The sequence below is a fragment of the Chryseobacterium sp. KMC2 genome (assembly GCF_016756935.1).
Taxonomy (GTDB): domain Bacteria; phylum Bacteroidota; class Bacteroidia; order Flavobacteriales; family Weeksellaceae; genus Chryseobacterium; species Chryseobacterium rhizosphaerae.
Map to the genome: position 1 here is coordinate 208,113 of NZ_JAESIT010000006.1, position 24,017 is coordinate 232,129.

Annotated in this window: 24 protein-coding genes and 2 riboswitches; of the genes, 15 read left to right on the forward strand and 9 right to left on the reverse strand. The window is 38.9% G+C overall.

Annotated features, from left to right (window positions below):
- Positions 1-48 precede the first annotated feature (48 nt).
- The 4 genes from JML65_RS09310 to JML65_RS09325 all read right to left on the reverse strand — a co-directional run bounded on the left by JML65_RS09310 (position 49) and on the right by JML65_RS09325 (position 3,712).
- A complete protein-coding gene (locus tag JML65_RS09310; protein WP_084084194.1) occupies positions 49-957 on the reverse strand; it encodes a helix-turn-helix domain-containing protein in 909 nt (302 codons plus the stop codon).
- Between the two features lie 100 nt (positions 958-1,057).
- Positions 1,058-1,993 carry an NAD-dependent epimerase/dehydratase family protein gene (locus tag JML65_RS09315; protein ID WP_202270630.1) on the reverse strand — a complete coding sequence of 312 codons (936 nt, stop codon included), beginning with the start codon at positions 1,991-1,993 and terminating at the stop codon, positions 1,058-1,060.
- Between the two features lie 192 nt (positions 1,994-2,185).
- Positions 2,186-2,572: a DoxX family protein gene (locus JML65_RS09320; protein ID WP_202270631.1), complete on the reverse strand. Its 387-nt coding sequence runs from the start codon at positions 2,570-2,572 to the stop codon at positions 2,186-2,188.
- A gap of 156 nt (positions 2,573-2,728) precedes the next feature.
- Positions 2,729-3,712, reverse strand: a complete 984-nt coding sequence (locus JML65_RS09325; protein WP_202270632.1) for a polysaccharide deacetylase family protein — start codon at positions 3,710-3,712, stop codon at positions 2,729-2,731.
- A gap of 90 nt (positions 3,713-3,802) precedes the next feature.
- Between JML65_RS09325 and JML65_RS09330 the strand changes: the two genes are divergently transcribed.
- Positions 3,803-4,651, forward strand: coding sequence for an AraC family transcriptional regulator (locus tag JML65_RS09330; RefSeq protein WP_202270633.1), 849 nt, complete (start codon positions 3,803-3,805; stop codon positions 4,649-4,651).
- Positions 4,652-4,708: 57 nt separating this feature from the next.
- Here JML65_RS09330 and JML65_RS09335 read toward each other — a convergent pair whose 3' ends face one another.
- Positions 4,709-5,206, reverse strand: a complete 498-nt coding sequence (locus tag JML65_RS09335; protein WP_202270634.1) for a hypothetical protein — start codon at positions 5,204-5,206, stop codon at positions 4,709-4,711.
- A gap of 159 nt (positions 5,207-5,365) precedes the next feature.
- On the opposite strand from JML65_RS09335, the gene JML65_RS09340 reads away from it, so the two are divergent.
- Entirely contained in the window at positions 5,366-5,869 is a 504-nt protein-coding gene (locus JML65_RS09340) for a GNAT family N-acetyltransferase (RefSeq protein WP_202270635.1), read from the forward strand.
- 4 nt (positions 5,870-5,873) lie between these two features.
- On the opposite strand, the gene JML65_RS09345 is transcribed toward JML65_RS09340, so the two are convergent.
- Positions 5,874-6,962 carry an alpha/beta hydrolase gene (locus JML65_RS09345; RefSeq protein ID WP_084084187.1) on the reverse strand — a complete coding sequence of 363 codons (1,089 nt, stop codon included), beginning with the start codon at positions 6,960-6,962 and terminating at the stop codon, positions 5,874-5,876.
- A gap of 200 nt (positions 6,963-7,162) precedes the next feature.
- Between JML65_RS09345 and JML65_RS09350 the strand changes: the two genes are divergently transcribed.
- Positions 7,163-7,651, forward strand: a complete 489-nt coding sequence (locus JML65_RS09350; protein WP_047493676.1) for a hypothetical protein — start codon at positions 7,163-7,165, stop codon at positions 7,649-7,651.
- A gap of 62 nt (positions 7,652-7,713) precedes the next feature.
- On the opposite strand, the gene JML65_RS09355 is transcribed toward JML65_RS09350, so the two are convergent.
- Positions 7,714-7,986, reverse strand: a complete 273-nt coding sequence (locus JML65_RS09355; RefSeq protein ID WP_202270636.1) for a transporter suffix domain-containing protein — start codon at positions 7,984-7,986, stop codon at positions 7,714-7,716.
- 443 nt (positions 7,987-8,429) lie between these two features.
- Positions 8,430-8,621: riboswitch (cobalamin riboswitch) on the forward strand.
- Between the two features lie 226 nt (positions 8,622-8,847).
- Here JML65_RS09355 and JML65_RS23840 point away from each other — a divergent pair.
- The 9 genes from JML65_RS23840 to JML65_RS09395 all read left to right on the forward strand — a co-directional run bounded on the left by JML65_RS23840 (position 8,848) and on the right by JML65_RS09395 (position 18,513).
- Complete coding sequence (locus tag JML65_RS23840; protein ID WP_237390821.1) at positions 8,848-9,009, forward strand: hypothetical protein; 162 nt, start codon at positions 8,848-8,850, stop codon at positions 9,007-9,009.
- Positions 9,010-9,075: 66 nt separating this feature from the next.
- Positions 9,076-9,984, forward strand: coding sequence for a methylisocitrate lyase (gene prpB / locus JML65_RS09360; protein WP_237390822.1), 909 nt, complete (start codon positions 9,076-9,078; stop codon positions 9,982-9,984).
- A complete protein-coding gene (prpC, locus tag JML65_RS09365; protein ID WP_047493685.1) occupies positions 9,971-11,122 on the forward strand; it encodes a 2-methylcitrate synthase in 1,152 nt (383 codons plus the stop codon). Before prpB ends, prpC begins: the two co-directional genes overlap by 14 nt.
- A gap of 46 nt (positions 11,123-11,168) precedes the next feature.
- Positions 11,169-12,620, forward strand: a complete 1,452-nt coding sequence (locus JML65_RS09370; RefSeq protein WP_084084184.1) for a bifunctional 2-methylcitrate dehydratase/aconitate hydratase — start codon at positions 11,169-11,171, stop codon at positions 12,618-12,620.
- Between the two features lie 70 nt (positions 12,621-12,690).
- Positions 12,691-14,187, forward strand: coding sequence for a CoA-acylating methylmalonate-semialdehyde dehydrogenase (locus tag JML65_RS09375; protein WP_202270637.1), 1,497 nt, complete (start codon positions 12,691-12,693; stop codon positions 14,185-14,187).
- 75 nt (positions 14,188-14,262) lie between these two features.
- Entirely contained in the window at positions 14,263-15,423 is a 1,161-nt protein-coding gene (locus tag JML65_RS09380) for an acyl-CoA dehydrogenase family protein (RefSeq protein WP_084084182.1), read from the forward strand.
- Between the two features lie 103 nt (positions 15,424-15,526).
- Positions 15,527-16,618 carry an enoyl-CoA hydratase/isomerase family protein gene (locus JML65_RS09385; protein WP_202270638.1) on the forward strand — a complete coding sequence of 364 codons (1,092 nt, stop codon included), beginning with the start codon at positions 15,527-15,529 and terminating at the stop codon, positions 16,616-16,618.
- A gap of 153 nt (positions 16,619-16,771) precedes the next feature.
- Positions 16,772-17,668 (forward strand): 3-hydroxyisobutyrate dehydrogenase, encoded by an 897-nt coding sequence (mmsB, locus tag JML65_RS09390; RefSeq protein WP_084084180.1) that lies wholly within the window; start codon positions 16,772-16,774, stop codon positions 17,666-17,668.
- 62 nt (positions 17,669-17,730) lie between these two features.
- A complete protein-coding gene (locus tag JML65_RS09395) occupies positions 17,731-18,513 on the forward strand; it encodes an enoyl-CoA hydratase/isomerase family protein (protein ID WP_202270639.1) in 783 nt (260 codons plus the stop codon).
- A 91-nt stretch (positions 18,514-18,604) separates the two neighbouring features.
- Here JML65_RS09395 and JML65_RS09400 read toward each other — a convergent pair whose 3' ends face one another.
- Positions 18,605-19,066 (reverse strand): Lrp/AsnC family transcriptional regulator, encoded by a 462-nt coding sequence (locus tag JML65_RS09400; protein ID WP_047493705.1) that lies wholly within the window; start codon positions 19,064-19,066, stop codon positions 18,605-18,607.
- A gap of 200 nt (positions 19,067-19,266) precedes the next feature.
- A riboswitch (cobalamin riboswitch) is annotated at positions 19,267-19,453 on the forward strand.
- A gap of 174 nt (positions 19,454-19,627) precedes the next feature.
- On the opposite strand from JML65_RS09400, the gene metE reads away from it, so the two are divergent.
- Positions 19,628-21,928, forward strand: coding sequence for a 5-methyltetrahydropteroyltriglutamate--homocysteine S-methyltransferase (gene metE / locus JML65_RS09405; RefSeq protein ID WP_202270640.1), 2,301 nt, complete (start codon positions 19,628-19,630; stop codon positions 21,926-21,928).
- Positions 21,929-21,986: 58 nt separating this feature from the next.
- Here the strand turns inward: metE and JML65_RS09410 are convergent, their stop codons facing one another.
- Positions 21,987-22,376 (reverse strand): Fur family transcriptional regulator, encoded by a 390-nt coding sequence (locus tag JML65_RS09410; protein ID WP_047493711.1) that lies wholly within the window; start codon positions 22,374-22,376, stop codon positions 21,987-21,989.
- An 87-nt stretch (positions 22,377-22,463) separates the two neighbouring features.
- On the opposite strand from JML65_RS09410, the gene JML65_RS09415 reads away from it, so the two are divergent.
- Together JML65_RS09415 and JML65_RS09420 are read left to right on the forward strand one after the other, a co-directional pair.
- A complete protein-coding gene (locus tag JML65_RS09415; RefSeq protein ID WP_047493714.1) occupies positions 22,464-22,802 on the forward strand; it encodes a MerC domain-containing protein in 339 nt (112 codons plus the stop codon).
- A gap of 3 nt (positions 22,803-22,805) precedes the next feature.
- Entirely contained in the window at positions 22,806-24,002 is a 1,197-nt protein-coding gene (locus JML65_RS09420; protein WP_202270641.1) for a GTP-binding protein, read from the forward strand.
- The last annotated feature ends 15 nt before the right edge of the window (positions 24,003-24,017 follow it).

Consider the following 24,017-nt stretch of genomic DNA (forward strand, 5'->3'; position numbering starts at 1 on the left):
GAGGTAAAAAGCAACCCATATTGGAAATCAATAATAATCGGGAGAAGCTTAATTAAACGTTTGCCTGAATTCAAGAGGTGAGATTGCAGTCCTGTTTTTAAATAAACGGTGAAAAGACTGCGGATGTTCAAATCCTAAATGATAAGCAATCTCAGACACGGTCATCATGGTTGTGGACAGTAATTCTTTAGCTCTTTCAATCAGCCTGTTCTGAATGTGCTGCTGCGTAGTCTGACCTGTATGAACTCTAAGCATATCACTTAAGTAATTGGGACTGATATTCATTTCTGAGGCAATAAACTGTACTGTAGGAATTCCATCGATAATTAATCGGTTATTTTTAAAATAATCATCCAGTACACCTTCAAGCTGAATCAAGAGATCATGATTCATTTTCTTTCTGGTCAGAAACTGGCGGTTATAAAAGCGGTCACAGTATTTCAGCAGTAAGTCAATATTGGAGACTAATAAATCCTGAGTAAAAACATCCATATTATTTTCGGTTTCCCTCCGGATATTATCAATGATATCCGTAACAGACTTTTCTTCTCTTTCAGAAAGGTGCAAAGCCTCATGGGCTGCATAGGAAAAATAGCCATATTCTTTTATCGTAGCTGCTATAGGATATCCCTGTAAAAAATCAGGATGAACGAGCAATACACTGCCCTTGACTTCGGAAAGTAAAATATCTTCGAACTGCATCACCTGATGGGGTGCAATAAAATACATGATCCCATCCTGAAAATCATAATATTGCTGACCATATTTAAATTTTCCTGCACAATCATTCTTAATGGCCACAACATAAAAATCTGTAGTTACAGCAGTACGAAGGCTACTGGGGTCAGCGGCAACTTCAGTAAAGTCAAAAACACTGATCAAAGGATTGGATGGCCTCCCCAGCTTTAAATAAAGATGCAGTGTCGTAATGGAGGTTATTTTTTCAGGTGCTTTCATTGGCTTTCTGCTTTTACCACTTTAAATGTATTGATAAATTACCTAGAAAAGGTACAAAATTTTATTTTTGGAGATCTTCCCACCCCCTTCGGAGGAAGGTTTACTTTGCTGCCAGCTGTTCTTTTCGGATTTGCTCAATTCCCTGTCTGTAGGTCGTTACCTTAAAATCGGGAAATCTTTTTCTAAATTGAGAATCATCAAACAGATTATCATACTCATACCTTGGAAGCAGTTCCAGCAGTTCTTTTGCATTTTTATTGAAAAGAGCGCCTATCCTGAAAGCCATTTTAGGAATGACAGAATAGCGGAATTCTTTTCCATATATCTCAGAAACCAAGGCAATGAATTGTTGATAAGTCAGTTTATGATCATCTACCGGTAAGTGCCAGGTCTGACCGAAAGCGTCAGGTGTGTTTCCTATTAAAGCGGTAGCACTGCTGGCATCAGGAGTCCAGATCAGGCTTCGAAGTTTATTATCTCTCAATGGCACTTTCAGTTTTTTATCTTCTTTAATGGCATTGAAAATAAGACTGTTGGTAATACTTTGTGTTTTTCCCGGTCCATAAAACTCAGGTGCTCTGCAGATCACCGCTTCTATAGTTCCGGCTGCCATTTCCTTCAAAAGCATATCGGTCATCTCTTTTCTTACCCTTCCTTTTCTTCCTACAGGAGCAAAAGCAGTCTGCTCCGTCAGGACCTGGCTATTTTGAGGGTACATATAAGTATTGTCAAAAAACACCAACTTGGTTCCATTGATTTTACAGGCATCAATTACATTTCTAAGAATCATTGTAAACTGTTCCTCCCATAGATCCGTATCCATAGGAAGTCCCAGGGTAAAATAAGCAATGTCACTTCCTTTTACCGCTTCTATTGCTTTATTCCTGTCTGTGAGGTCTGCAGAAAATACAGTATCGGTATCATTTACTTTAACGGCCTTTCTGCTGACGATTCTGATATCGGAGGTATAGTTCCGTTTCAGTTCCTTTGCCAGTTCCTGTCCAATCTGTCCATTGGCTCCTAATATTGTTTGCATACTATTTTATTTTCAGAGTTTTGTATGAAAGCTGATCATTAACAGTTGAGTACCATTGATGACCCTCTTTATTTCTGATACAAAATTCGGGCATTATGATCAAAAATAGGTATCCCAATCATCGGAATTTGTAACGCAATCTCTGAAAGGCGGCTGAAGGTGAGAAAATTTCCCTCACCTTCAGCTATTGTATCACTTCCTGTCCACGGCAAGATTATCATCCTCTATTTTGCTGATCAGCATATAAAATAACCCGGCATAGATCATTTGAATTCCCATGGCCTCCCAGTTTTCAACTGTACTGCATCCAAAAAGCAGCATCACAATGAGTGACGCGCCACTCATTGCGGCAACACGGGTTTTGAAACCTATCATAAGCAGCAGGCCAATTGTAAACTCGAGAAAGGGTAGTGCCATACTAAAAGCGTGTACCAATACCTGTGGCAGCCAGCTTTTCTCAAAACCGGCAGTCATTCCGTCTGCAAAATCCTGTAATTTGGTAAGCCTCACAAGCCCATGTCCAAAAAAATTGATTCCCATTGAAATACGAAGGAAAAAATATCCTGTTTTTTTACTCATTATTGTTATTTTTTATTTGTTGTATTGTTTTAAAGATGGGAAAGCAGAAGGCAAAAAATCATGAAAGCATTACACATGATTCTTAATTTCTGTAAAGGAAATAATAGTAAGCTATCCATCACTTTAAGAGTCTCTTTCTTCCGACACTCTGACTCCTTACTTATTATATTTCTCTTCACTGTTATCCACAGGAGTATTGGGATCATTCATCACCATTTTGGCAATATCATCCTTTCTCATAAAGACAACCCCTTGTTTCTTCTGAGTGTATTTGATAAATTCTTCCATAGCATGAATCATAGCAGGTGTTCCGCCAATTCTGTCATGAAAACTTATACTCATCATTCTCCTTTTAGAAGCCCCTTCCTCATAGAGACGGTCAAACTCAAATTTCAGTTGCGTCAGAAACTGATCAGGGCTCCAATGTTTTCCTTCAATATTCACAATGTCATTATTACGGATCGTATAGGGGATTACCATAAAATTTTTCCCTTGAACTTTAGTAATGAAAGGCTCATCATGGCTTACATCGTCTATATGGTACAGAAAACCGAGTTCCTGTAGTACTTTCAAGGTATTCGGACTTCTCCTCAGCCAGTTGCTGTTATAGCCTACCGCTCTTTTGCCGGTTATTTTTTGGACAACATCTACACCTTCTTTCACAAAATACAATTCATCGGCATAGCTTTTATTCCACTGGTTATCCCAGGTGAACCCATGAGCCGCTACTTCATGTCCTTCATTTGCAATGGCTTTGGCAACCTCCGGATATTTTTCGGCAGCAGTTCCCACGATATGGGATGTTACTTTAATGTTGTACTTTTTCCAAAGATCCAGCATACGGTAGATACCTTCATTGCCTCCATAACGGTACCAGCTTTCCGCTGGAAGATCTGGCTGGCCTGCAGGAAGAGGAGTGCTGCTAAAAGGGCTTTCAGCACCTTCAGGCTGTCCGCCGGTTTCAAACTGCATAGAGACGGAAATGACCAGCTGAGCGCCATTGGGCCAATACTTTTTTCCTTTGGTTAGGGTTTCATTTTGGCTACTAATTTCCCCTTTGATTCTGTCTTTATTATTGAAACAGGAAACCAGGAATACTGTAGAAAAAAGCATCAGCGCTGATTGTCTTAAATATTTCATTTCGAATGTTTTTTGTTATGCAAAATTGCTTCGAATGTCAGCATTATGTATTGTAAAAATTAATGGTAAATTTGTAAAAATCCATTCTTTATGAAACGCATTGTTAATTTCAATTCCTTTAATGTTTTCAGTATTGAAAAAGAAGTATGGGATGTTGAATACCATAATCACAACTTCTATGAATTGATTATCATTGAAAAAGGAAAAGGATTTCACCATCTGAACGGTATTGTATTTCCCTATAAAAAAGGCGATGTCTTCCTGCTCAGACCCAGTGACGGACATGAGTTTTCTATCAAAACTAAAACAAAATTTATCTATATAAAGTTTACAGAGCAGTACATATGGGAAACCCTGTTGATAAACAAAAAGAATGAGCTGAAAAAGGTCATCCAGCTTCTTATGGAAGATCGGTCTTTTGTTTACGAATCGGCTATTAAAAATAAAACAGACAGGGTTCATCTGTTACAGCTGACCCATATTCTTCTCTATGAATTCAGCCATCAAAGCAGATACAATAAAGATATTGTAATTGATATCTTTTCAGCCATTATAACCATTCTGATTAGAAATACGATGGAAACCACGACCAATAAAAAATGGATTTCCCAGCATCTAAGCAGAATTGAAAAGATTCTATATTATATCAATGTCAATGTACTGGATACAGATAAAATGAAAATTGAGAACCTGGCCAAAGAATTCATGCTTTCTTCCAACTATATCAGTATTTATGTAAAAAAACAAACCGGATTTTCTATACAGCAGCATATCATTCAGTACAAAATAAAAACAGCAGAAAAACTTCTCCTGCAAAGCCCGTACAATATCAATGAAATTGCTGATAAATTGGGGTTTAATGATACCAGCCATTTTAATAAAATATTCAAAGGGTACCAACAGCTATCTCCCTCTGAATTCAGGAAAAAAAATAAATAGTTCGGAAAACACCTAAATTAAGTGTAAGCTATAAGAATATTGCAGGTGATATTGAATTTATCGCTTATCCTTTATCCCGATCACTTTTAAAGCATGAGCGGTTAAATAAATATCATCGAAGACAGTAAGGGATTCCACATCATTGTAACCCAGGGGAATCATTTCGTTTTTATTAAAAGATAATTCTATGGAAGGATCATATGACGCCACGATTCTCACCTTTGAGTACCCGTTATAATCCACTTTAAAACCTTCAAACATACATTTTTGCTCTGCATTCTGGTATTCGGCGTATTCTTCAAATCCTACCGCATCGGTTCTTTTTCCATCATTATGTTCCAGAGACTTCCATGAAGCATAATTTTTAGGCTCCTTCAGGACATTTCCTTCCGTATCTACAGGAACAAACATTCCAAGATAGAGAGGCTTTCTTAGAAAATTGGCATAATTATTCATCAAATTTAAAATTTGAAGATCGGCATAACCTTCATTCGAATAGTATTCAATTACAAAGGTTGTCATCGGAATCAGCTTGAGAGAAGCATCAGTCGGCATAATGAATGTTTTCTTTTATCGGAGGATAAAAATAGTATTTTTATTTTCTTTTCCCAACGGAAGTCTGCAATAGAATGGAATTTATACCCATTCTGAATAACAATAACAAACATCAATCTGTTTATTTTTTCGGTATTTTTGAAGAACAATAACGTAATAATGATAGTGAACACCTTTCTACAGGATATTGATGAAGTTTTTGCTCTTTATAAAATGGCTTCCGATTTTAAGAAAACAGTATCCGGGGTACAATGGCCGGAGTTTGACCGAAGCATGATAGAAACAGAAATTAAAGAAAACCGCCATTGGAAAATTATAGTAGACGGACAGATCGCCTGCGTCTGGAGCATTACATTTAATGATCCTCAGGTTTGGGAAGAAAGAAATGCAGATCCTGCTGTTTATATTCACAGGATTGCCACCCATCCTGATTTCAGAGGACAAAAATTTGTAGAACAGATCGTTGAGTGGTCTGCAAAATTCGCAAAGGAAAATGAGAAACACTATGTCAGAATGGATACCACAGCAGGAAACCAGAGGTTGGCGGATTATTACATACGATGCGGATTTACTCAATTAGGACCAAAAAAAATAGCCGATACCGAAGGGCTTCCCGCTCATTATCACAATGCGACTATGGTACTTTTTCAGTTGGAAGCTTAACATTTTACTTACAGACAGGTTTAACATCGTTTAGTAAGGTAACTAAGGTTTTTCCGGGTTCCTCAATGGGGATCAGATGGGCAGAATTTTCAAACCATATCCCTTTTTTAAACGGAGCTTTTACATTTTGCAACCATTGCGCAGTGGGCTCAGAAGGGGTAGTATAGTCATGCCTTCCCATAAACATAAAAACCGGAATAGGGAAGGTTTTAATATTCTTAAAGTCAGTATCCAGAAATTCAGGAAGCACCTTTGCCAGGGTAAATACACTGCCTTTACCAATAGCCTCAGCATCCTGATAAGAATATTCCGGGGATAATAACGGAGCCTGGAAGAAATACCTGGAATTATTCCTGAAAGCTGTAAGCCCACCATAATACTGGGGCCATTTCCGTGCAATAATGATCCTTTTTCTGGTAATAGGAGTGGTTCCCGGATAGGGTGCTATAGATGCCAATTCTTTCAAAGCCTCTTCATTTTTTAACCGGGTAGCTTCCTTTACGGCAAAATCAACACTCAAACGTTCATTGTCTTTAGTATTGATGACCTGTCCGATTCCTACATAAGCATAAAACAGATCCGGTCTTTTCAACGCCGCCCTCATAGAAATAATCGTTCCCCAGCTGTGACCAATCAGCAATACTTTCTTCTTTTTATACTTTGCTTTGATTAATTCAGCCAGTTCAATAGCATCATCTACATATTGACTGATATGAATGGTGTTTTTTAATGATAGGGTATCATTGGCATGATAAGTTTTGCCGGAAGCCCGCTGATCGTAATTGACAACAGTGAAATACTCCTCAATAGGTCTTTGAAACATCCACATAACGGGCGAAAGAGGTGAAGCCGGACCACCGTGTACAAAGAGTATCACCGGATTATCTTTATGCTGACCACGTACAAAAACCCATTGCTGAACACCCCCGATATTTACTTTATATCTTTCCTGAATTCCATTGGGACTGACAATTGAATCCAGGTCCTTTATAATTTCCCTGGCTTCAGCATACTCATCTCCGGGTTTGCTGTTTTGTCCGAATATCGTAAGAGAAAACAATAATATGATGACGAATATTATCTTATTTTTCATAAGTTGCTGATTTTGTAAGCCAAATTAAAAAAGATAATTTTAATAATCAAATAAAATGCATCCATAGGTCGATCTTATGATCATGCCAATCTCTGTACTCAGATGCTTATTAAAATCCGAATAAATTTCTTCAAAATAACGCTTAAGTAGCATTAAATTTAAAAGGCCTACCTTTACAATAACCAAACAAAATTATTAATATGTCATTTGTAACCCCAGAAGGAGCAAGGAAAGCTCAGTTGTCTGTAACAGAAAGAGAGCCCGTTGCCCATGCCGTACTCTCAGGTGCAGAGAATATCTCAAAGTATAATACCGGAGTATGCCACGATGTTGTAGCATATGCTTTGTATATGCGAGGCGCCCGGATAAGCCCCACTCAGCTGGCTGAATCAGCTGGCCAAAAATGGCTCACTGTATTCAGATATCCGGACGGAGAAAAGTGGGATGGCTATGCCCCCATTCCGGCAGGAAAAGCAATTGGTTTCTACAGACTTATCGACAAAACCTGGTTTCATTCAGCCATCACTACAGGAAACGGTAACGAAATCCGATCTGTAAACGGATTTTCATTAGGATCAGCATGGTCTGTTCCCGTAGATATGGACTGGGTTTTCTTGGGTAAAAGAAATTCAGACGGAACCTTTAATTATGACGGCACCAAAATAGAAGTGTACATTTCACCTTTATAGCCGTCATGATAAGACAGAAATAATTCTACTAATAAATTATTTCTGTCTTATTTTATCACAAGCTATTTCTTTTTCTTCCGAAACAACAGGAGTTCACCCATTGATTCCTTTATTTTCTCCAAATACCCTTTCCCTGTTAAGGCTATTGTAAGCAAAAACAAAACCTCCCCCGTAATAAGCAGGATCAGGATGGTGGATGCTTTATTGGGAAAATCTACAAAGAAAAGAGCCGGAACTCCCGCTAAACACAATGTTCCCAATCCTAAAAAGATAAATACCAGTTTATTTTTAAAGCTTAGTTTTTCCTTCGCCATCGTATGTGAATCTGAGTACAAAAAAACTGATTTTATGTACATCATATTTCTATTTTGTGATCCAAACGTATATTCAGACCTTTGAAATGTCGATTTTTAAATATGAGACCTATTGTTGAATTTCAGGATCATATCTTTTCTTAAAATTATTGGGACAAATGATATTCACATCATTCCGTATAAAGCGTTGAAAAAATAATTTTAATGTAACACATAATTAACCTTAGTCTTGAAATAAAATCATAGGCTTATCAAATACTTCCTATTTACAACATAATTTTAGTGTTAAAAAAATTATAAATTTCTCTGAAATCAGTCCTGATTCAACCTTAAAAAAAGAATATTAAGATAAAATATCCCTCATATTTTCAATGATTTAAAGCTTTTTCATAATAAAAAACAAATCCCCATGCGGCTGTTTCAATAAAATGGCTATATTTACCACCAAGGAGTTCTTAACACCTTCTTTATCAACCGAAACTGGTTACACTTAGCTGTGTATTAAAAGGGAATCGTGTGCAAATCACGAACTGTCGCGCAACTGTAAGTAACATGAAGGTTTTTATCAATATATGTCCACTGTTTACCTGGGTAAATGGGAAGGATGATAAAAACTGTTACAAGTCAGGAGACCTGCCTATTTCGAATTGACGATGCTTTCGCGATCTGAAGCTTATAGTCAGGTATGATACGATATAGATAACTGTGCGCTGTTTTTTCGTAAGTTATTTTTTTGAGATAGTTGTAATGTGGCCGTGTGCCTTTTCATTATGTCTATAAGCTCATTCGTATTTCCCTTTCCATAGTTTTTATTTCCCATCAGGCATTGTGAAGTTTGGCAAGAGCTTTTTAAAAGGATTTTATCATTTAAAAAGTTGAAGAATGCAAACATATAATCGCTATGTAAGAATCAGTAACTGGCTTATAATGGAAAAGAGCAGTCCATTCCTTTGGATCAATAAGGTTTTGCTAAAAACTTTCAACACAGATTTAATTTCTGTTCATCATTATCCGTTATCATCAGGTATTCCTATACATCAATAACTCCTATTGCTTTTATCAGCAACCCCATACACCAAAACAAATTTTTAACAAAACAATAGATATTAAATGATTAAGAATGAAAGTATGCAGTCTCCCGGGTTACGATTCCGCGAGGCTATGCAGAAAGAAAAACCTCTCCAGATTGTAGGAGCTATTAATGCCAACCATGCATTATTGGCACAGCAGGCAGGTTTTAATGCAATTTATCTTTCGGGAGGTGGTGTTGCCGCCGGTTCTTTAGGAATTCCCGATCTGGGAATTACTACCCTGGAAGATGTATTAACAGATGTTCAGCGCATCACCAATATCTGTGATCTCCCCCTTATGGTGGATATTGATACGGGATTTGGTCCGTCGGCTTTTAACGTAGCCAGAACAGTAAAATCTCTGATTAAAGCTGGAGCAGCAGCCTTACATATTGAAGATCAGGTAGGAGCCAAACGTTGTGGCCACCGTCCCGGAAAAGAAATTGTGAGTAAAGAAGAAATGACAGATAGGCTGAAAGCTGCCGCAGATGCCCGTACCGACGAAAATTTTGTTATCGGAGCACGAACGGATGCATTTGCCAATGAAGGATTAGAAAAAACACTGGAAAGAGCTATTGCCTATAAGGAGGCTGGTGCCGATTTCATTTTTGCAGAAGCAGTACCGAACCTGAGCTACTATCAAAAATTTGTAGATGCTACAGGGGTCCCTGTATTGGCCAATATTACAGAATTTGGAATGATCAGCATGTATACTGTTGAAGAATTAAAGACCGCGGGAGTAGGGTTGATTCTTTATCCGCTTTCTGCTTTCCGCGCAGCTAATAAAGCCGCTCAAAATGTCTATGAACATATCCGTAAAGAGGGTACCCAGGCCAATGTGATAGATACCATGCAAACCAGAGAAGAACTCTACCAAAGTATTGGATACCATGATTATGAACAAAAATTAGATAACCTTTTTAAAAAGAATACTGATGTCAACAAATAATGAACCTACCTTCAAACCTAAAAAAAGTGTCGCGCTTTCGGGAGTAGCAGCCGGCAATACAGCACTTTGCAGTGTCGGAAAAAGTGGAAACGACCTGCACTACAGAGGATATGATATTTTGGACCTTGCAGAAAAAACGCAGTTTGAAGAAGTAGCTTACCTGCTGATCTATGGGCATCTGCCTACCGAAGCACAGCTGAAAAATTATAAGGCAAAATTAAAATCATTAAGAGGGCTGCCACATTCTGTAAGAAATATTTTAAAAAGTATCCCTGCTGCTGCACATCCAATGGACGTTATGCGGTCAATGGTATCTGCTATCGGTAGTATTCAGCCGGAAAAAGATGATCATAATATGGCGGGAGCCAGAGATATAGCCGATAAATTACTGGCATCATTCAGCTCAGGCCTTTTGTATTGGTACCACTATACCCACAACGGAAAAGAAATTGATGTAGAGACAGATGATGATACTATCGGAGGCCATTTCCTTCATTTACTGCATGGAAAAAAACCTTCCGATTCCTGGACAAAAGCAATGCAGATCTCTCTGAATCTCTATGCAGAACATGAATTTAACGCTTCTACGTTCACAAGCCGTGTTATTGCAGGTACAGGTTCCGATATTTATTCTGCCATTACAGGAGCTATTGGTGCATTAAGAGGACCTAAACACGGGGGTGCCAATGAAGTGGCTTTTGAAATTCAGAGCCGTTATCATTCTCCGGACGAAGCAGAAAGCGACATCAGGCAGCGTATTGCCAACAAAGAAGTGATCATTGGATTCGGACATCCGGTATATACCATTTCAGACCCAAGAAATGTAGTGATCAAAAAAGTAGCTAAAGAACTTTCCGAAGAAGCGGGGGATATGTTACTTTTTAATATTGCTGAAAGACTGGAAACCATTATGTGGGAAGAAAAGAAAATGTTCCCTAATCTGGATTGGTTCTCTGCGGTATCCTACCACTTAATGGGAGTACCTACGCTGATGTTTACGCCATTATTCGTAATTTCAAGAGTTACAGGATGGAGTGCACATATCATGGAACAGAGACAGGATGGTAAAATCATCCGTCCAAGCGCCAATTATACAGGTCCTGAAAACAAAGCATTTGTATCCATCGATCAACGATAAAAGAATTAAACTATTTTCAACTAATTAAAATTTTCAACTAAAAAAAATGAGTTCACACATTTCAAATGAAAGGCCACAGCCGGATAAAGTACTGGCAGATATTGCAGATTATGTATTAAACTACGAAATAAAAAATGACCTTGCCTGGAAAACAGCCCATTACTGTCTTCTTGATACGATTGGGTGTGGTCTGGAAGCTTTGACCTATCCGGCCTGTACCAAACTTTTAGGACCTGTCGTAAAAGGGACTATCGTTCCGAATGGTGCTAAAGTTCCAGGAACACAGTTTCAACTTGACCCTATTCAGGCTGCATTTAATATTGGGACAATCATCCGTTGGCTGGATTTTAATGATACGTGGCTGGCTGCTGAGTGGGGACATCCATCAGATAACTTAGGCGGTATTTTAGCAACAGCCGATTGGTTATCCAGAACCAATATAGCAGAAGGAAAAGCTCCTCTTAAAATGAAGCAGGTATTGGAGGCCATGATCATGGCTCATGAAATACAAGGGGTAATGGCGCTGGAAAATTCTTTTAACAAAGTAGGTTTAGACCATGTTTTGCTGGTAAAACTGGCTTCTACAGCAGTAGTGGGGAAATTGATAGGGTTAACCCGCGACGAATTGATCAATGCCGTATCATTAGCTTTTGTAGATGGTCAGTCTTTAAGAACGTACCGCCATGCTCCTAATACAGGTTCCAGAAAATCATGGGCAGCAGGAGATGCTACATCAAGAGCCGTTCGTTTAGCATTAATAGCACAAACCGGAGAAATGGGATATCCTTCCGTTCTGACAGCAAAAACCTGGGGATTCTATGATGTATCTTTCAAAGGAAATGAATTCAAATTCCAGAGAGACTACACTTCCTATGTGATGGAAAATGTACTATTCAAAATTTCGTTCCCTGCCGAGTTTCATTCCCAGACAGCCGTTGAAGCTGCAATGACATTACATTACACCTTACAAGACCTTGGAAAAACAACAGATGACATTAAAAAAATTACCATCAGAACTCATGAAGCGGCCATCCGGATTATAGACAAAAAAGGTCCGCTGAACAATCCTGCAGACCGTGATCACTGTATTCAGTACATGGTAGCCGTTCCATTAATTTACGGAAGACTTACCGCTGCCGATTATGAAGACAGCATCGCTTTAGATCCGCGAATTGATATCCTCCGTGATAAAATTGAATGCGTAGAAGATGTACAGTTTACCACAGATTATCATAATCCTGAAAAACGTTCTATTGCCAATGCTTTGACTGTAGAATTGAATGACGGAACCGTTTTAAATGAAATAGAGGTAGAATATCCTATAGGTCACAAACGAAGAAGAGAGGAAGGAATTCCTGAATTAATTAAAAAGTATAAAATCAATTTGGCAAGAATATTCCCTGAAAAACAACAGCGGGTAGTATTAGAAAACTCGTTGGAGTATGATACCCTTGTCAATCTTAATGTCAATGAATTTGTTGATTTATTGGTCATATAATTTTAAATGAAGGGTTGAATCTCAATTATGTTTCAACCCTTCATTTTCACCTTCCACCTTAACAAAAACTATGTCACATACAGTACAAATATTAATCAATGGAAACTTTATAGAAAGTAAAGCTTCTGAACATTTACCTGTTGAAAATCCTGCCACACAGGAAATTCTTGCAGAAGTTCCCCTAACGCTATTGTCCGAAATAGATGAAGCGATTGAAGCTGCCCAACTGGCCTTCAAAACATGGAAAGAGGTAGCCACCCCGGAAAGGGCAAGGTTATTCTTAAAATACCAGCATCTTTTAAAAGAAAATCAGAAAGAAATCGCTGAAATCCTGTCCAGAGAGAATGGAAAAACACTTGCCGATGCTATGGGAGACGTATGGCGGGGTATTGAAGTCGTGGAACATGCCTGTAATATCCCAACGCTGATGATGGGCGAGACCGTAGAAAATGTAGCAAGAGGTGTAGATACCTATAGCTATATTCAACCACTTGGAGTCTGTGCGGGAATTACCCCTTTTAATTTCCCTGCAATGATTCCTTTATGGATGTTCCCTATGGCTATTGCCTGCGGTAATACCTTTATTTTAAAACCTTCCGAGCAGACCCCAATGACCTCCATGAAAATGGCAGAGCTGTTTTTAAAAGCAGGCTTTCCTAAAGGGGTACTGAATATTGTCCATGGTTCCAAAGACCAGGTAAACCATATTCTTAACCATCCTGAAATTAAAGCCATATCCTTCGTAGGTTCTGTCCCTGTAGCGGAACATGTTTACCGTACCGGAACAGATAACCTGAAAAGAGTACAGGCTTTTGGAGGAGCAAAAAACCATATGGTGGTAATGCCTGATGCCAATAAAGAGCAGGTGGTCAATAATTTAGTAGGAGCCTCATGTGGGGCTGCCGGCCAGCGTTGTATGGCAATCAGTGTTGCCGTTTTGGTAGGAGAAGCTCAACATTGGGTGGAGGATATTAAAAACGCTTTAAAAACCATTAAACCGGGAGTATGGTCAGACGAGTCTGCCGCATTTGGCCCCTTAATCAACAGACAGTCTAAGGAAAAAGTGCTGCGACTGATCAAAAGTGGCTATGAACAGGGAGCCGAAGTCTTATTAGACGGAAGTAACTGTACAGTAGAAGGCTATGAAAACGGATATTTTGTAGGCCCTACTTTATTCAGTAATGTATCTGTGGATATGGACATTTATAAAGAAGAGATCTTCGGTCCTGCATTACTTTTGTTAAAAGCCGACACCTTGGACGAAGCCATCAGTATCATCAATGCCAATCCTTATGGGAATGGAACCTCAATATTTACCAATTCCGGAGCCGCAGCCCGAAAATTCCAACATGAAATTGAAGTAGGTCAGATCGGTATTAATCTTCCTATTCCTGTGCCGCTGCCATTTTTCTCTTTTACAGGATGGAGAAAATCTTTCTTCGGAGATCTGCATTCATACGGAAAACAGGGCATCCGTTTCTATACCGAAACAAAAACAGTTACAGCCCGCTGGTTTGAAGAAGATGTACCGGGAGGGAATCTCAATATGACCATCAGTCTAAAATAATGGAAAGCAAACGGTGGAAAATGTCTATATGTTCTCCACTTTCAACACTCAGCTTTCAACTTAAATTTAAATACAATGGAGTTTAACCTAAATGAAGATCAACTGGCTTTTCAGGATGCGGCAAGAAGATTCGCTGAAAAAGAATTTTTCCCCTACGCTTCAGAATGGGATGCCAAAAAGATATTCCCAAGAGAAGCAATTGCTAAGGCCGGAGAACTTGGGTTTTGCGGCATTTATACAAGTGAAACAGCAGGAGGTCTGGGATTGTCAAGATTGGATGCAGCCATCATATTTGAAGAGCTCGCTTCAGCCTGTCCTTCAACTACGGCTTATATTACCATACACAATATGGTTTCCTGGATGATTGACAAATTTGCAAAAGATGATGTCCGGGAAGAATTATGTCCGGCTTTAGCTTCAGGTATATTACTGGGCTCTTATTGTCTTACTGAACCTGGGTCAGGTTCTGATGCTGCAGGATTGAAAACCACAGCTGTAAAAAAGGGCAATACCTATATCATCAATGGAACAAAGGCCTTTATTTCCGGAGCCGGAGAAAGCGATATCCTGATTGTAATGGCCCGTACAGGAGATCCCGGTTCAAAAGGAATCAGTGCTTTTATTGTACCTGCCAATACAAAAGGAATCAGCTTCGGAGAAAAAGAAAAAAAACTGGGCTGGAATACCCAGCCTACACGTTTTGTATTCCTGGATCATGTAGAAGTAGAAGAGAAGTATCTTTTGGGAGAACCTGGAGAAGGTTTTAAAATTGCCCTGAAAGGACTGGATGGGGGCAGGATAAACATTGGAAGCTGCTCAGTAGGAGCCGCACAGGGCGCTATCAATCAGGCTCAGCAGTATATGCATGAAAGGCAGCAGTTTGGAAAATCATTGGCTCAGTTTCAATCGCTTCAGTTTAAAATTGCCGATATGGTAACAGATCTTGTTGCTGCCCGCCAAATGGTTCATCTGGCTGCTTTTAAACTGGATTCCAAAGACCCGAATGCTACAACCTATTGTGCTATGGCCAAAAGATTAGCAACAGATATGTGTTTTAATATCTGTAATGAAGCTATTCAGGTCCTGGGAGGGTATGGCTGCACACAGGATTTCCCTGTAGAAAGACTGATGCGGGATGCCAGAATCCATCAGGTAGTGGAGGGAACCAATGAAATTATGAAACTGGTAATCTCCAGAAAGATTTTAGAAGTAGGAGCAACCCTACAAATCAGATAGTTATAACAGATAAAAACGGAAAGCTGAAACCGGATAATAATCTACATCTGTTTTAACATTTCAGCCCATAAAATTTTTAAAGTTCAATTTTCAATTCAATACAATGAGCTTAGTACTAACAGAAATAAAAAACAAAGTCGGGATCATCACTTTAAATTCCGAAAAAACACTGAATTCCCTGTCATTACCTATGATTGAAGAATTACAGAGCATTCTGACAGATTGGAAAACATCCGATCAGGTAGTCTGTCTTTTTCTTCAGGGTGCCGGTGAAAAAGCTTTATGTGCAGGGGGAGATGTACGGAAGCTCTATGATTCTATTATGGCACAAAGAGCTATTGACCCTACGGAAGTCCCTAAAGACTGCTACGATTTCTTTTCAAAAGAGTATCAGGTAGATTACGACATCCATACCTATCCAAAGCCTGTAATAGTCTGGGGAAGCGGTATTGTAATGGGTGGCGGTATCGGTCTGATGGTAGGAGCTTCCCATCGTATCGTCACCGAAAAAAGTAAACTGGCCATGCCCGAAATTACCATTGGCCTGTATCCGGATGTAGGAGGTACCTGGTTTTTGAATAAAATGCCTTCTGCCTTTGGAATATATTTAGGCTTAACCGGGGCAAGATTAGATGGTGCAGACTGCAAATATTTAGGACTGGCAGATTATTATATGGAATCCTCTTCAAAAGAAGATATTATAAACGCTCTGAAACAGGCAGACTGGACAAATAATCCTTATCAAACAGTTTCCGATATTTTAAATACGATCTCGGAAAATACAGATATTCCTGAATCCCAGGCTGCTTTACATCATGAATTTATCCAGAATTTTGAAGGAGTAGATGCTGTAGAGGAATTCGGTGATCTGATAAGGAATTATCCTGAAAAAGATGACTGGATCAATACAGGATTAAAAAGTTTTACCGCAGGATCTCCAAGTTCGGCACACATTATTTTCAGACAATTGAAACAAGGTAAGCACCTGAGCCTGGAAGAGGTCTTCCAATCTGAATTGAACCTTTCATGTCAATGTTGCATCCACCCGGATTTTACAGAAGGAGTAAGGGCTTTATTGGTGGATAAAGATCAGTCTCCCCAGTGGCAGCCCGCCACTTTAAATGATATTACCACAGAATGGATAGACAGCTATTTTGCGGAATTAAAAGTGGAGGACTTTCAATCTTTATCCTGATTAGACATAAACATCTGCCTTATCTGCACAATCTGCTAAAGGTAAAAAACATATAGGTTTTGGCTAACGCCATACTATCTCACTTCTATTCAAATAATAATTGATTACACCTTTTCTAATCTCAAATCTCTAACATCTAATTCAAAAAAAATCATGTCAAATATAGCATTCATCGGTTTAGGAAATATGGGGGGCCCTATGGCTGCCAATCTTATCAGGAAAGGTCATACCGTTACAGGTTTTGATCTTTCGGAAACAGCATTAAAGGCATTGGAATCAGCTGGTGGTCAGACGGCCGGATCAGCTTTAGATGCTGCAAAATCCGCAGACGTAATTATCTCGATGTTACCTTCAGGAAAACATGTTGCAGAACTCTATTCTGAGGACTTCATCAGTACTCTGAAACCGAATACATTATTGATTGACAGCAGTACTATTGATGCTGTTACAGCCCGCTCAGTTGCGACATTGGCCATTTCAAAAGGGTGCAAAATGATAGATGCTCCCGTTTCCGGGGGTACCGGTGGGGCACAGGCAGGAACATTGACCTTTATTGTGGGTGGTAAGCAGGAAGATTATGAAAAAGCCCGACCGATCTTGAAATGTATGGGACAAAATATATTTCATGCCGGAGAATCCGGAGCCGGACAGGTCGCTAAAATATGTAATAATATGCTGCTAGCCATTCATATGATTGGCACCTCAGAAGCGATCAACCTGGGAGTGAAACATGGTCTGGACCCCAAAATATTAAGTGAAATCATGCAGAAAAGTTCCGGTAAAAACTGGTCTTTAGAAGTATATAACCCATATCCCGGTGTGATGGAAAATGCTCCAGCTTCCAGAGCCTATTCAGGAGGCTTTGCCGTAGATCTGATGGCTAAAGATTTAGGCCTTGCCGCAGAAGCTGGATTGGAAACTAAAACCTCTACACCATTAGGGAATACCGCACTGAACTTATACAGAATCTGGAGTGAAACAGGACATGGGAAAACAGATTTCTCCAGTATTCTTCAATTTTTAAATGGAAAAGGGAATATTGAAAATTAAAACAGCCATTCACCCTCTATTTTCATTCCCAATATTTAACCTTTAAATTTCAACGTAAAACAATGAGTTTTGAAACATTAATATATCACCAGGAAGGCCATATCGGAACACTAACGATCAACAGGCCACAAGCTTTGAATGCTTTGAATGAAACAGTTTTAAAAGAACTTACTTCATTTACGGAACAAATACAATCAGACCGGAATATAAGAGTCTTAATCATTACCGGGTCCGGGGATAAAGCTTTTGTTGCAGGAGCTGATATCAAAGCCATGCAGGGGATGAGTCCCAAAGAAGCAGAAGACTTTTCAATGGTGGCACAGACGGCATTTAATGCTGTTGAAAACCTGCCATTTGCAGTGATTGCAGCCGTAAATGGATTTGCCCTGGGCGGTGGTTGTGAGCTGGCATTATCCTGCGATATTATTTTAGCAAGCGGAAAAGCGAAATTCGGGTTACCGGAAGTTACATTGGGCTTATTACCATGTTTTGGGGGTACCCAGCGTCTTCCAAGAGCAATAGGCTTATATAAAGCCAGGGAAATGGTTTTCTCAGGAGACTTTTATTCCGCGGAAGCCTGCAAAGATTTCGGTTTTGTTAACCATGTTTTTGCACCCGAAGAATTACTGAATGAAGCTCTAAAGCTGGCTAAAACCATTGCATCAAGAGGTCCAGTGGCTGTTGCAAAAGCAAAACAGTCTTTAAATACAGGATCTGAACTTCATATCTCTGAAGGATTAAAACAAGAAGCGGCTTTATTCGGAGCATTATTTACCACACAGGACCATAGCGAAGGCATAGGGGCATTTATAGAAAAAAGAACCCCTGATTTCCAGGGAAATTAATACGATCGAATATAGAAAAGTTCGACCGCCCTTTTTAATCTGGTCAGGATGAGGATGTCTGAAAATTTTTGTACATCCTCATCTTTTTGTATCAGATCGTTAGTCCATGGGTATTTTTCACTTCTGCCATTACAAATGTACTATGTGTGCTTCCGATAGAATCTACAGATCCCAGTGTATTGAATACAAAATCCTGATAATGTTTCATATCCCGGACCTGAACTTTCAGCAGGAAATCAAAATCTCCCGAAATATTATAACATTCTGCCACTTCTTCTATATCCATAATTTCATTAACGAAATCATACCCTACAGAACGGTCATGAATTTTCAGTTTGATCTGGCAGAAAACGGTAAAACCCCGGTTAAGCTTATCAGGATCAAGAACTGCAGCATATTTTTTCACATAGCCTTCCTGTTCCAGACGTTTCACCCTTTCAAAAACAGGAGAAGGAGAAAGGTTAACTTCTTTGGCAAGCTCTTTAACGGTAAGTTTTGCATTTTTCTGAAGTAGTCTCAGCAGCTGTATATCTTTGGTATCGAGATGTTCCACAGGATATTATTCTTTTTTAGTATTAATTTTTATCAAAGTTACAGAATTATATTCTTTTAAAATAGAACTATAAAGACATATTTTCTTTATTTCAAATCAATATTTGTTCATTTATTCTGTATGTGTAATTTTACACAAAATTAAAATCTTCTATCAATACAGATAGTCAGTATAATTAATAAAGAATAGTTCTTTACAATACTTCATCAAACAGGAGAGGTTTTACGTAAGGTAAATTAATAGGGAATCGTGTGCAAATCACGAGCTGTCGCGCAACTGTAAGTAACACACCAAAGGTTTCTGTCCTTGTGATCCACTGCCTGAAAGCGGGAAGGACGACAGAAACTGTTACAAGTCAGGAGACCTGCCTTTACTCAATTGACAATGCTTTCGCGGTCTGAAGCTTTGGGTCATACAGATGATATATTTTTTAGTACGTTTTTCTCAGAGTAAAACGGGATTATCAGGTATGTCATTATTTTCCCAAAAATAGATACCGGCAAAAGCATTACGAAGCATTCAAAGAGCTTTTAAAAATAAGTTTAATTAAAAGTTTAAAAAATGCAAACGCACATTCTAGGCTATCCGCGAATTGGTAGCAAAAGAGAACTCAAAAAAGCCTGCGAGCAATATTGGTCAGGTAAAATTCTTTTGGAAGAACTTCTTACTACGGGAAGGAATATCTGCAATCACAATTGGAATATTCAGAAGGAGGCAGGGATAGACCTTATCCCATGTAATGATTTTTCCTATTATGATCAGGTACTGGATATGAGCTTAATTGTAGGAGCTATTCCGGTACGTTATCATGAAGTAGCCCTTAAAAAAAATAATTCAGAACTGGATCTGTACTTTGCGATGGCAAGAGGATACCAGAAAGACGGACTGGATATCACGGCCATGGAAATGACCAAATGGTTTGATACCAATTATCATTATATTGTTCCAGAATTTTATAAAAATCAGCAGTTTAAACTGACTTCCGACAAAATATTCAACGAGTTTGCGGGAGCTAAACAAGCTGGAATTAATGCCAAGCCGGTACTCATCGGGCTTGTTTCTTACCTTCTTTTAGGAAAAGAAAAGGAAGAAGGATTTGATAAACTGGATCTTGCAAAAAATCTTCTTCCGGTATACACCGAAATCATAACAAAACTTCAGGATCAGGGTGCCCAATGGATTCAGTTTGATGAACCGTTTTTAACCTTAGATATAACGGAGAAAGCCAAAGAAACCTATCAGTACGTTTATCAGGAACTTAGAAAGCAGTTTCCAAAACTGAAATTCATCATCGCAACCTATTTCGACGGATTGAAAGACAATGCATCTCTTGCTGTGTCACTTCCTGCAGACGTTCTGCATATAGACCTGGTGAGAAATCCTGAGCAGCTGGAAGATATTTTAAATGCTATTCCTGAAAACCTAAGCCTGTCATTAGGAGTGGTAGACGGAAGAAATATCTGGAAAAACAACTATGAAAAGTCTTTGACTTTCATTAAAAAAGCTACTGAAAAACTGGGTACAGAAAGAATTTTTGTGGCTCCGTCATGTTCATTACTTCATTCGCCTTGTGATCTGGATTTTGAAACGGCCCTTCAGCCTGAAATTAAAAACTGGCTGTCTTTTGCAAAACAAAAAGTGAAAGAAGTCGTAAGTCTTAAAGCTCTTGCTTCAGGAACTGAGGATGAAAGTATCCTTGCAGATTTTGAAGACAATAAAAAGGCTGTTGCCAGCAGAAAAACATCTTCTCTTATTCATAATGATAAAGTGAAACAAAGAGTGGCTGCCGTAACTGAAGAAGATGCTCAGCGAAAGAATTCATTTAGAATCCGTAAAGAAAAGCAGCAGGAATCATTACAGCTTCCGCTATTCCCAACCACCACTATAGGCTCATTCCCGCAAACTACTGAAGTAAGAAGCTGGAGGGCCCAGTTTAAGAAAGGAGATCTTAGTGCAGAACAATACGATGCTTTATTGAAAGAGGAAACTCAGAGAACCATCCGTTGGCAGGAAGAAATAGGAATTGATGTCCTTGTTCACGGAGAATTTGAACGTAATGACATGGTAGAATACTTCGGGGAAAAACTTGAAGGATTTATTTTCACTAAAAATGGCTGGGTACAGAGCTATGGAAGCCGTTGTGTAAAACCACCCGTTATTTTCGGAGATATTTCCCGTCCTGATCCAATGACTGTATACTGGTCTCAATATGCGCAATCCCAAACCAGTAAATGGGTAAAAGGAATGCTGACCGGTCCTGTTACCATATTACAATGGTCTTTTGTACGGGATGATCAGCCCCGTGCCGAGACTTGTAAGCAGATTGCTTTGGCGATCCGTGATGAAGTAGTGGATCTTGAAAAAGCAGGAATCCGGATTATCCAGATTGATGAGCCTGCCATCAGAGAAGGTCTTCCATTGAGAAAAACAGAATGGCAAAACTACCTGAAATGGGCTGTAGAAGCCTTCAGAATCTCAGCAAGTGGAGTAGAAGATGCTACCCAGATCCATACCCATATGTGCTATTCTGAATTTAATGATATTATTAAAAATATTGCCGATATGGATGCAGATGTCATTACGATAGAATGTTCGAGATCTCAAATGGAACTTTTAAATGCTTTTGCAGATTTTAAATATCCAAACGAAATAGGTCCCGGAGTTTATGACATCCACTCTCCAAGGGTTCCTTCTAAAGAAGAAATGATTGAGCTTTTAAGGAAAGCTCAAAATGTAATTCCAGCCAGCCAGTTATGGGTAAATCCTGACTGTGGCCTGAAAACAAGACATTGGGAAGAAACTGAAAAAGCTTTAATTGCAATGGTAGCTGCTGCTAAAGAAGCTTCAGCAGCCTATGCATAATCATCGCTTGTTCCAATATCATCATGAAAAAGCATCTCCAGGGATGCTTTTTCTTTGTTTAAGCATGCGCGCATCTCGGACAGATTCCGCTGATGATAAAGTTATACTCCTGAGCTATAAAATTCTCAGGTAAACTAATTTCAGGTATAGCATTTTCAATACAGGTAACAGAATGGCATTCTTTACAATTGAAATGAACGTGATTGTGAAAATGCTGTTCGTGAGTACATTTCCCACTACACTTAGCAAAATTCACAACTCCGTCAATATTGACGATCTTATGAATAGCACCTTCATTTTCAAGTCTTTCCAAAACCCGGTAAATGGTAACTCTGTTACACAAATCCCCTAGTTTCTTCTGAATATCAGAGTGGGTAAGTGCCACCTCAGAATCGTTGATAAGGTTCAAAATCTCAGTTTTGGCATGGGTATTTCTAACTTGTTTCATGTTTTTAATGCAACAAAGTTGCGTTATTTAAAATTTTGTATTTACTTTGCAACAAAGTTACAATAACAAAATTAAATCATCCTTTTTATGAAGTCAAAAATTCTTGATGCAGTAGGAATCTCCGCAGCCGTTTTATGTTTGATTCATTGCATAGTCTTTCCTTTACTGATGATCATCCCATTGGGAATTTCACATAATCCTTATATTGATCTGGCTTTTCTGATCATTGGAGCCCTCGTAGTTTTCAGAATAACGAGACAAATAACCAACCGACGCCTCAAGTTTCTGTTTTGGGCTTCTATTCTGCTGATCTCCATTTCTGTACTGGCAGATTTTATATTTGAAATTCATATTCCCCTTATTTATGTAGGAGCAGCAGGCTTAATTACAGGTCATATCATCAATTTTAAAAATCATAAACATTAATACATGACAAAGAAACTTCCTGTAACTGTACTCAGTGGCTTTCTGGGAGCCGGGAAAACAACTTTACTGAACCATATTCTGCACAATAAACAAGGACTAAAAGTAGCCGTTATTGTAAACGATATGAGTGAAGTGAATATTGATGCACGCCTTATCGAGAATCAGAATACGCTTTCTAGAACGGAAGAAAAGCTTGTAGAAATGAGTAACGGATGCATTTGCTGTACACTCAGGGAAGATCTGATGATTGAAGTGGAGCGTTTAGCGCATGAAAAACGTTTTGATTACCTGCTGATTGAAAGTACAGGAATCAGTGAGCCTATCCCCGTAGCCCAGACATTTACCTATATTGATGAAGAAAGCGGCATAGACCTTTCCAGATTCAGCTATGTAGACACCATGGTGACCGTAGTGGACAGCTTCAATTTTATGAAAGACTTTTCAACGAATGAATTATTGATGGACAGGGACCTTACGGATATGGAAGGGGATCACAGAACCATTGTTAACCTTCTTACGGATCAGATTGAATTTGCGAATGTCATTATCTTAAATAAAACAGATCTTATCGATTCCGAAACTCTTGGATTTTTAAAAGCAGCTATAACAAAACTGAATCCTGAAGCCCATATCATTCATTCAGAATTCGGGAAGATTGACTCCCGGCTAATTTTAAATACCCAACTCTTTGATTTTGATACGGCACAGTCTTCAGCCGGCTGGCAAAAAGAGCTTCAGTCTGATCACCACAATCCTGAAACAGAGGAGTATGGTATCGGGTCATTGGTTTTCAGAGACCAAAAACCATTTCATCCCGAAAGATTATGGAACTACCTTAATGAAAGATATCCTGAAGGTATTTTAAGGGCTAAAGGGCTTTTCTGGCTGGCTTCCAGACCGGATGACGCATTAAACTTCTCCCAGGCTGGAGGTTCGTTCCGTTTGGAAAAAGCAGGGGTCTGGTGGTGCAGCATGCCCATGAATCAAAGATTAGACTATAATTCATTTGCAGAAAATCAGGAATTTATTGAAAGCAGATGGGATAAAAACTGGGGTGACAGAATCAATGAGCTCGTTTTTATAGGTCAGGATATAAACAAAGACCAAATGGTACAGGATCTCCAAGACTGTCTTATTAATGATAAAGAATTATTAAGCCAACAGCAGAATTTTCAGGATCCGTTTCCTGAGCATATTTAAAATTAACTTTTAATT

Coding starts and splice junctions, on each gene's coding strand:
- JML65_RS09310 (WP_084084194.1), bottom strand. CDS start 957: ATGAAAGCACCTGAAAAAATAACCTCCATTACGACACTGCATCTTTAT.
- JML65_RS09315 (WP_202270630.1), bottom strand. CDS start 1,993: ATGCAAACAATATTAGGAGCCAATGGACAGATTGGACAGGAACTGGCA.
- JML65_RS09320 (WP_202270631.1), bottom strand. CDS start 2,572: ATGAGTAAAAAAACAGGATATTTTTTCCTTCGTATTTCAATGGGAATC.
- JML65_RS09325 (WP_202270632.1), bottom strand. CDS start 3,712: ATGAAATATTTAAGACAATCAGCGCTGATGCTTTTTTCTACAGTATTC.
- JML65_RS09330 (WP_202270633.1), top strand. CDS start 3,803: ATGAAACGCATTGTTAATTTCAATTCCTTTAATGTTTTCAGTATTGAA.
- JML65_RS09335 (WP_202270634.1), bottom strand. CDS start 5,206: ATGCCGACTGATGCTTCTCTCAAGCTGATTCCGATGACAACCTTTGTA.
- JML65_RS09340 (WP_202270635.1), top strand. CDS start 5,366: ATGATAGTGAACACCTTTCTACAGGATATTGATGAAGTTTTTGCTCTT.
- JML65_RS09345 (WP_084084187.1), bottom strand. CDS start 6,962: ATGAAAAATAAGATAATATTCGTCATCATATTATTGTTTTCTCTTACG.
- JML65_RS09350 (WP_047493676.1), top strand. CDS start 7,163: ATGTCATTTGTAACCCCAGAAGGAGCAAGGAAAGCTCAGTTGTCTGTA.
- JML65_RS23840 (WP_237390821.1), top strand. CDS start 8,848: ATGCAAACATATAATCGCTATGTAAGAATCAGTAACTGGCTTATAATG.
- prpB (WP_237390822.1), top strand. CDS start 9,076: ATGATTAAGAATGAAAGTATGCAGTCTCCCGGGTTACGATTCCGCGAG.
- prpC (WP_047493685.1), top strand. CDS start 9,971: ATGTCAACAAATAATGAACCTACCTTCAAACCTAAAAAAAGTGTCGCG.
- JML65_RS09370 (WP_084084184.1), top strand. CDS start 11,169: ATGAGTTCACACATTTCAAATGAAAGGCCACAGCCGGATAAAGTACTG.
- JML65_RS09375 (WP_202270637.1), top strand. CDS start 12,691: ATGTCACATACAGTACAAATATTAATCAATGGAAACTTTATAGAAAGT.
- JML65_RS09380 (WP_084084182.1), top strand. CDS start 14,263: ATGGAGTTTAACCTAAATGAAGATCAACTGGCTTTTCAGGATGCGGCA.
- JML65_RS09385 (WP_202270638.1), top strand. CDS start 15,527: ATGAGCTTAGTACTAACAGAAATAAAAAACAAAGTCGGGATCATCACT.
- mmsB (WP_084084180.1), top strand. CDS start 16,772: ATGTCAAATATAGCATTCATCGGTTTAGGAAATATGGGGGGCCCTATG.
- JML65_RS09395 (WP_202270639.1), top strand. CDS start 17,731: ATGAGTTTTGAAACATTAATATATCACCAGGAAGGCCATATCGGAACA.
- metE (WP_202270640.1), top strand. CDS start 19,628: ATGCAAACGCACATTCTAGGCTATCCGCGAATTGGTAGCAAAAGAGAA.
- JML65_RS09410 (WP_047493711.1), bottom strand. CDS start 22,376: ATGAAACAAGTTAGAAATACCCATGCCAAAACTGAGATTTTGAACCTT.
- JML65_RS09415 (WP_047493714.1), top strand. CDS start 22,464: ATGAAGTCAAAAATTCTTGATGCAGTAGGAATCTCCGCAGCCGTTTTA.
- JML65_RS09420 (WP_202270641.1), top strand. CDS start 22,806: ATGACAAAGAAACTTCCTGTAACTGTACTCAGTGGCTTTCTGGGAGCC.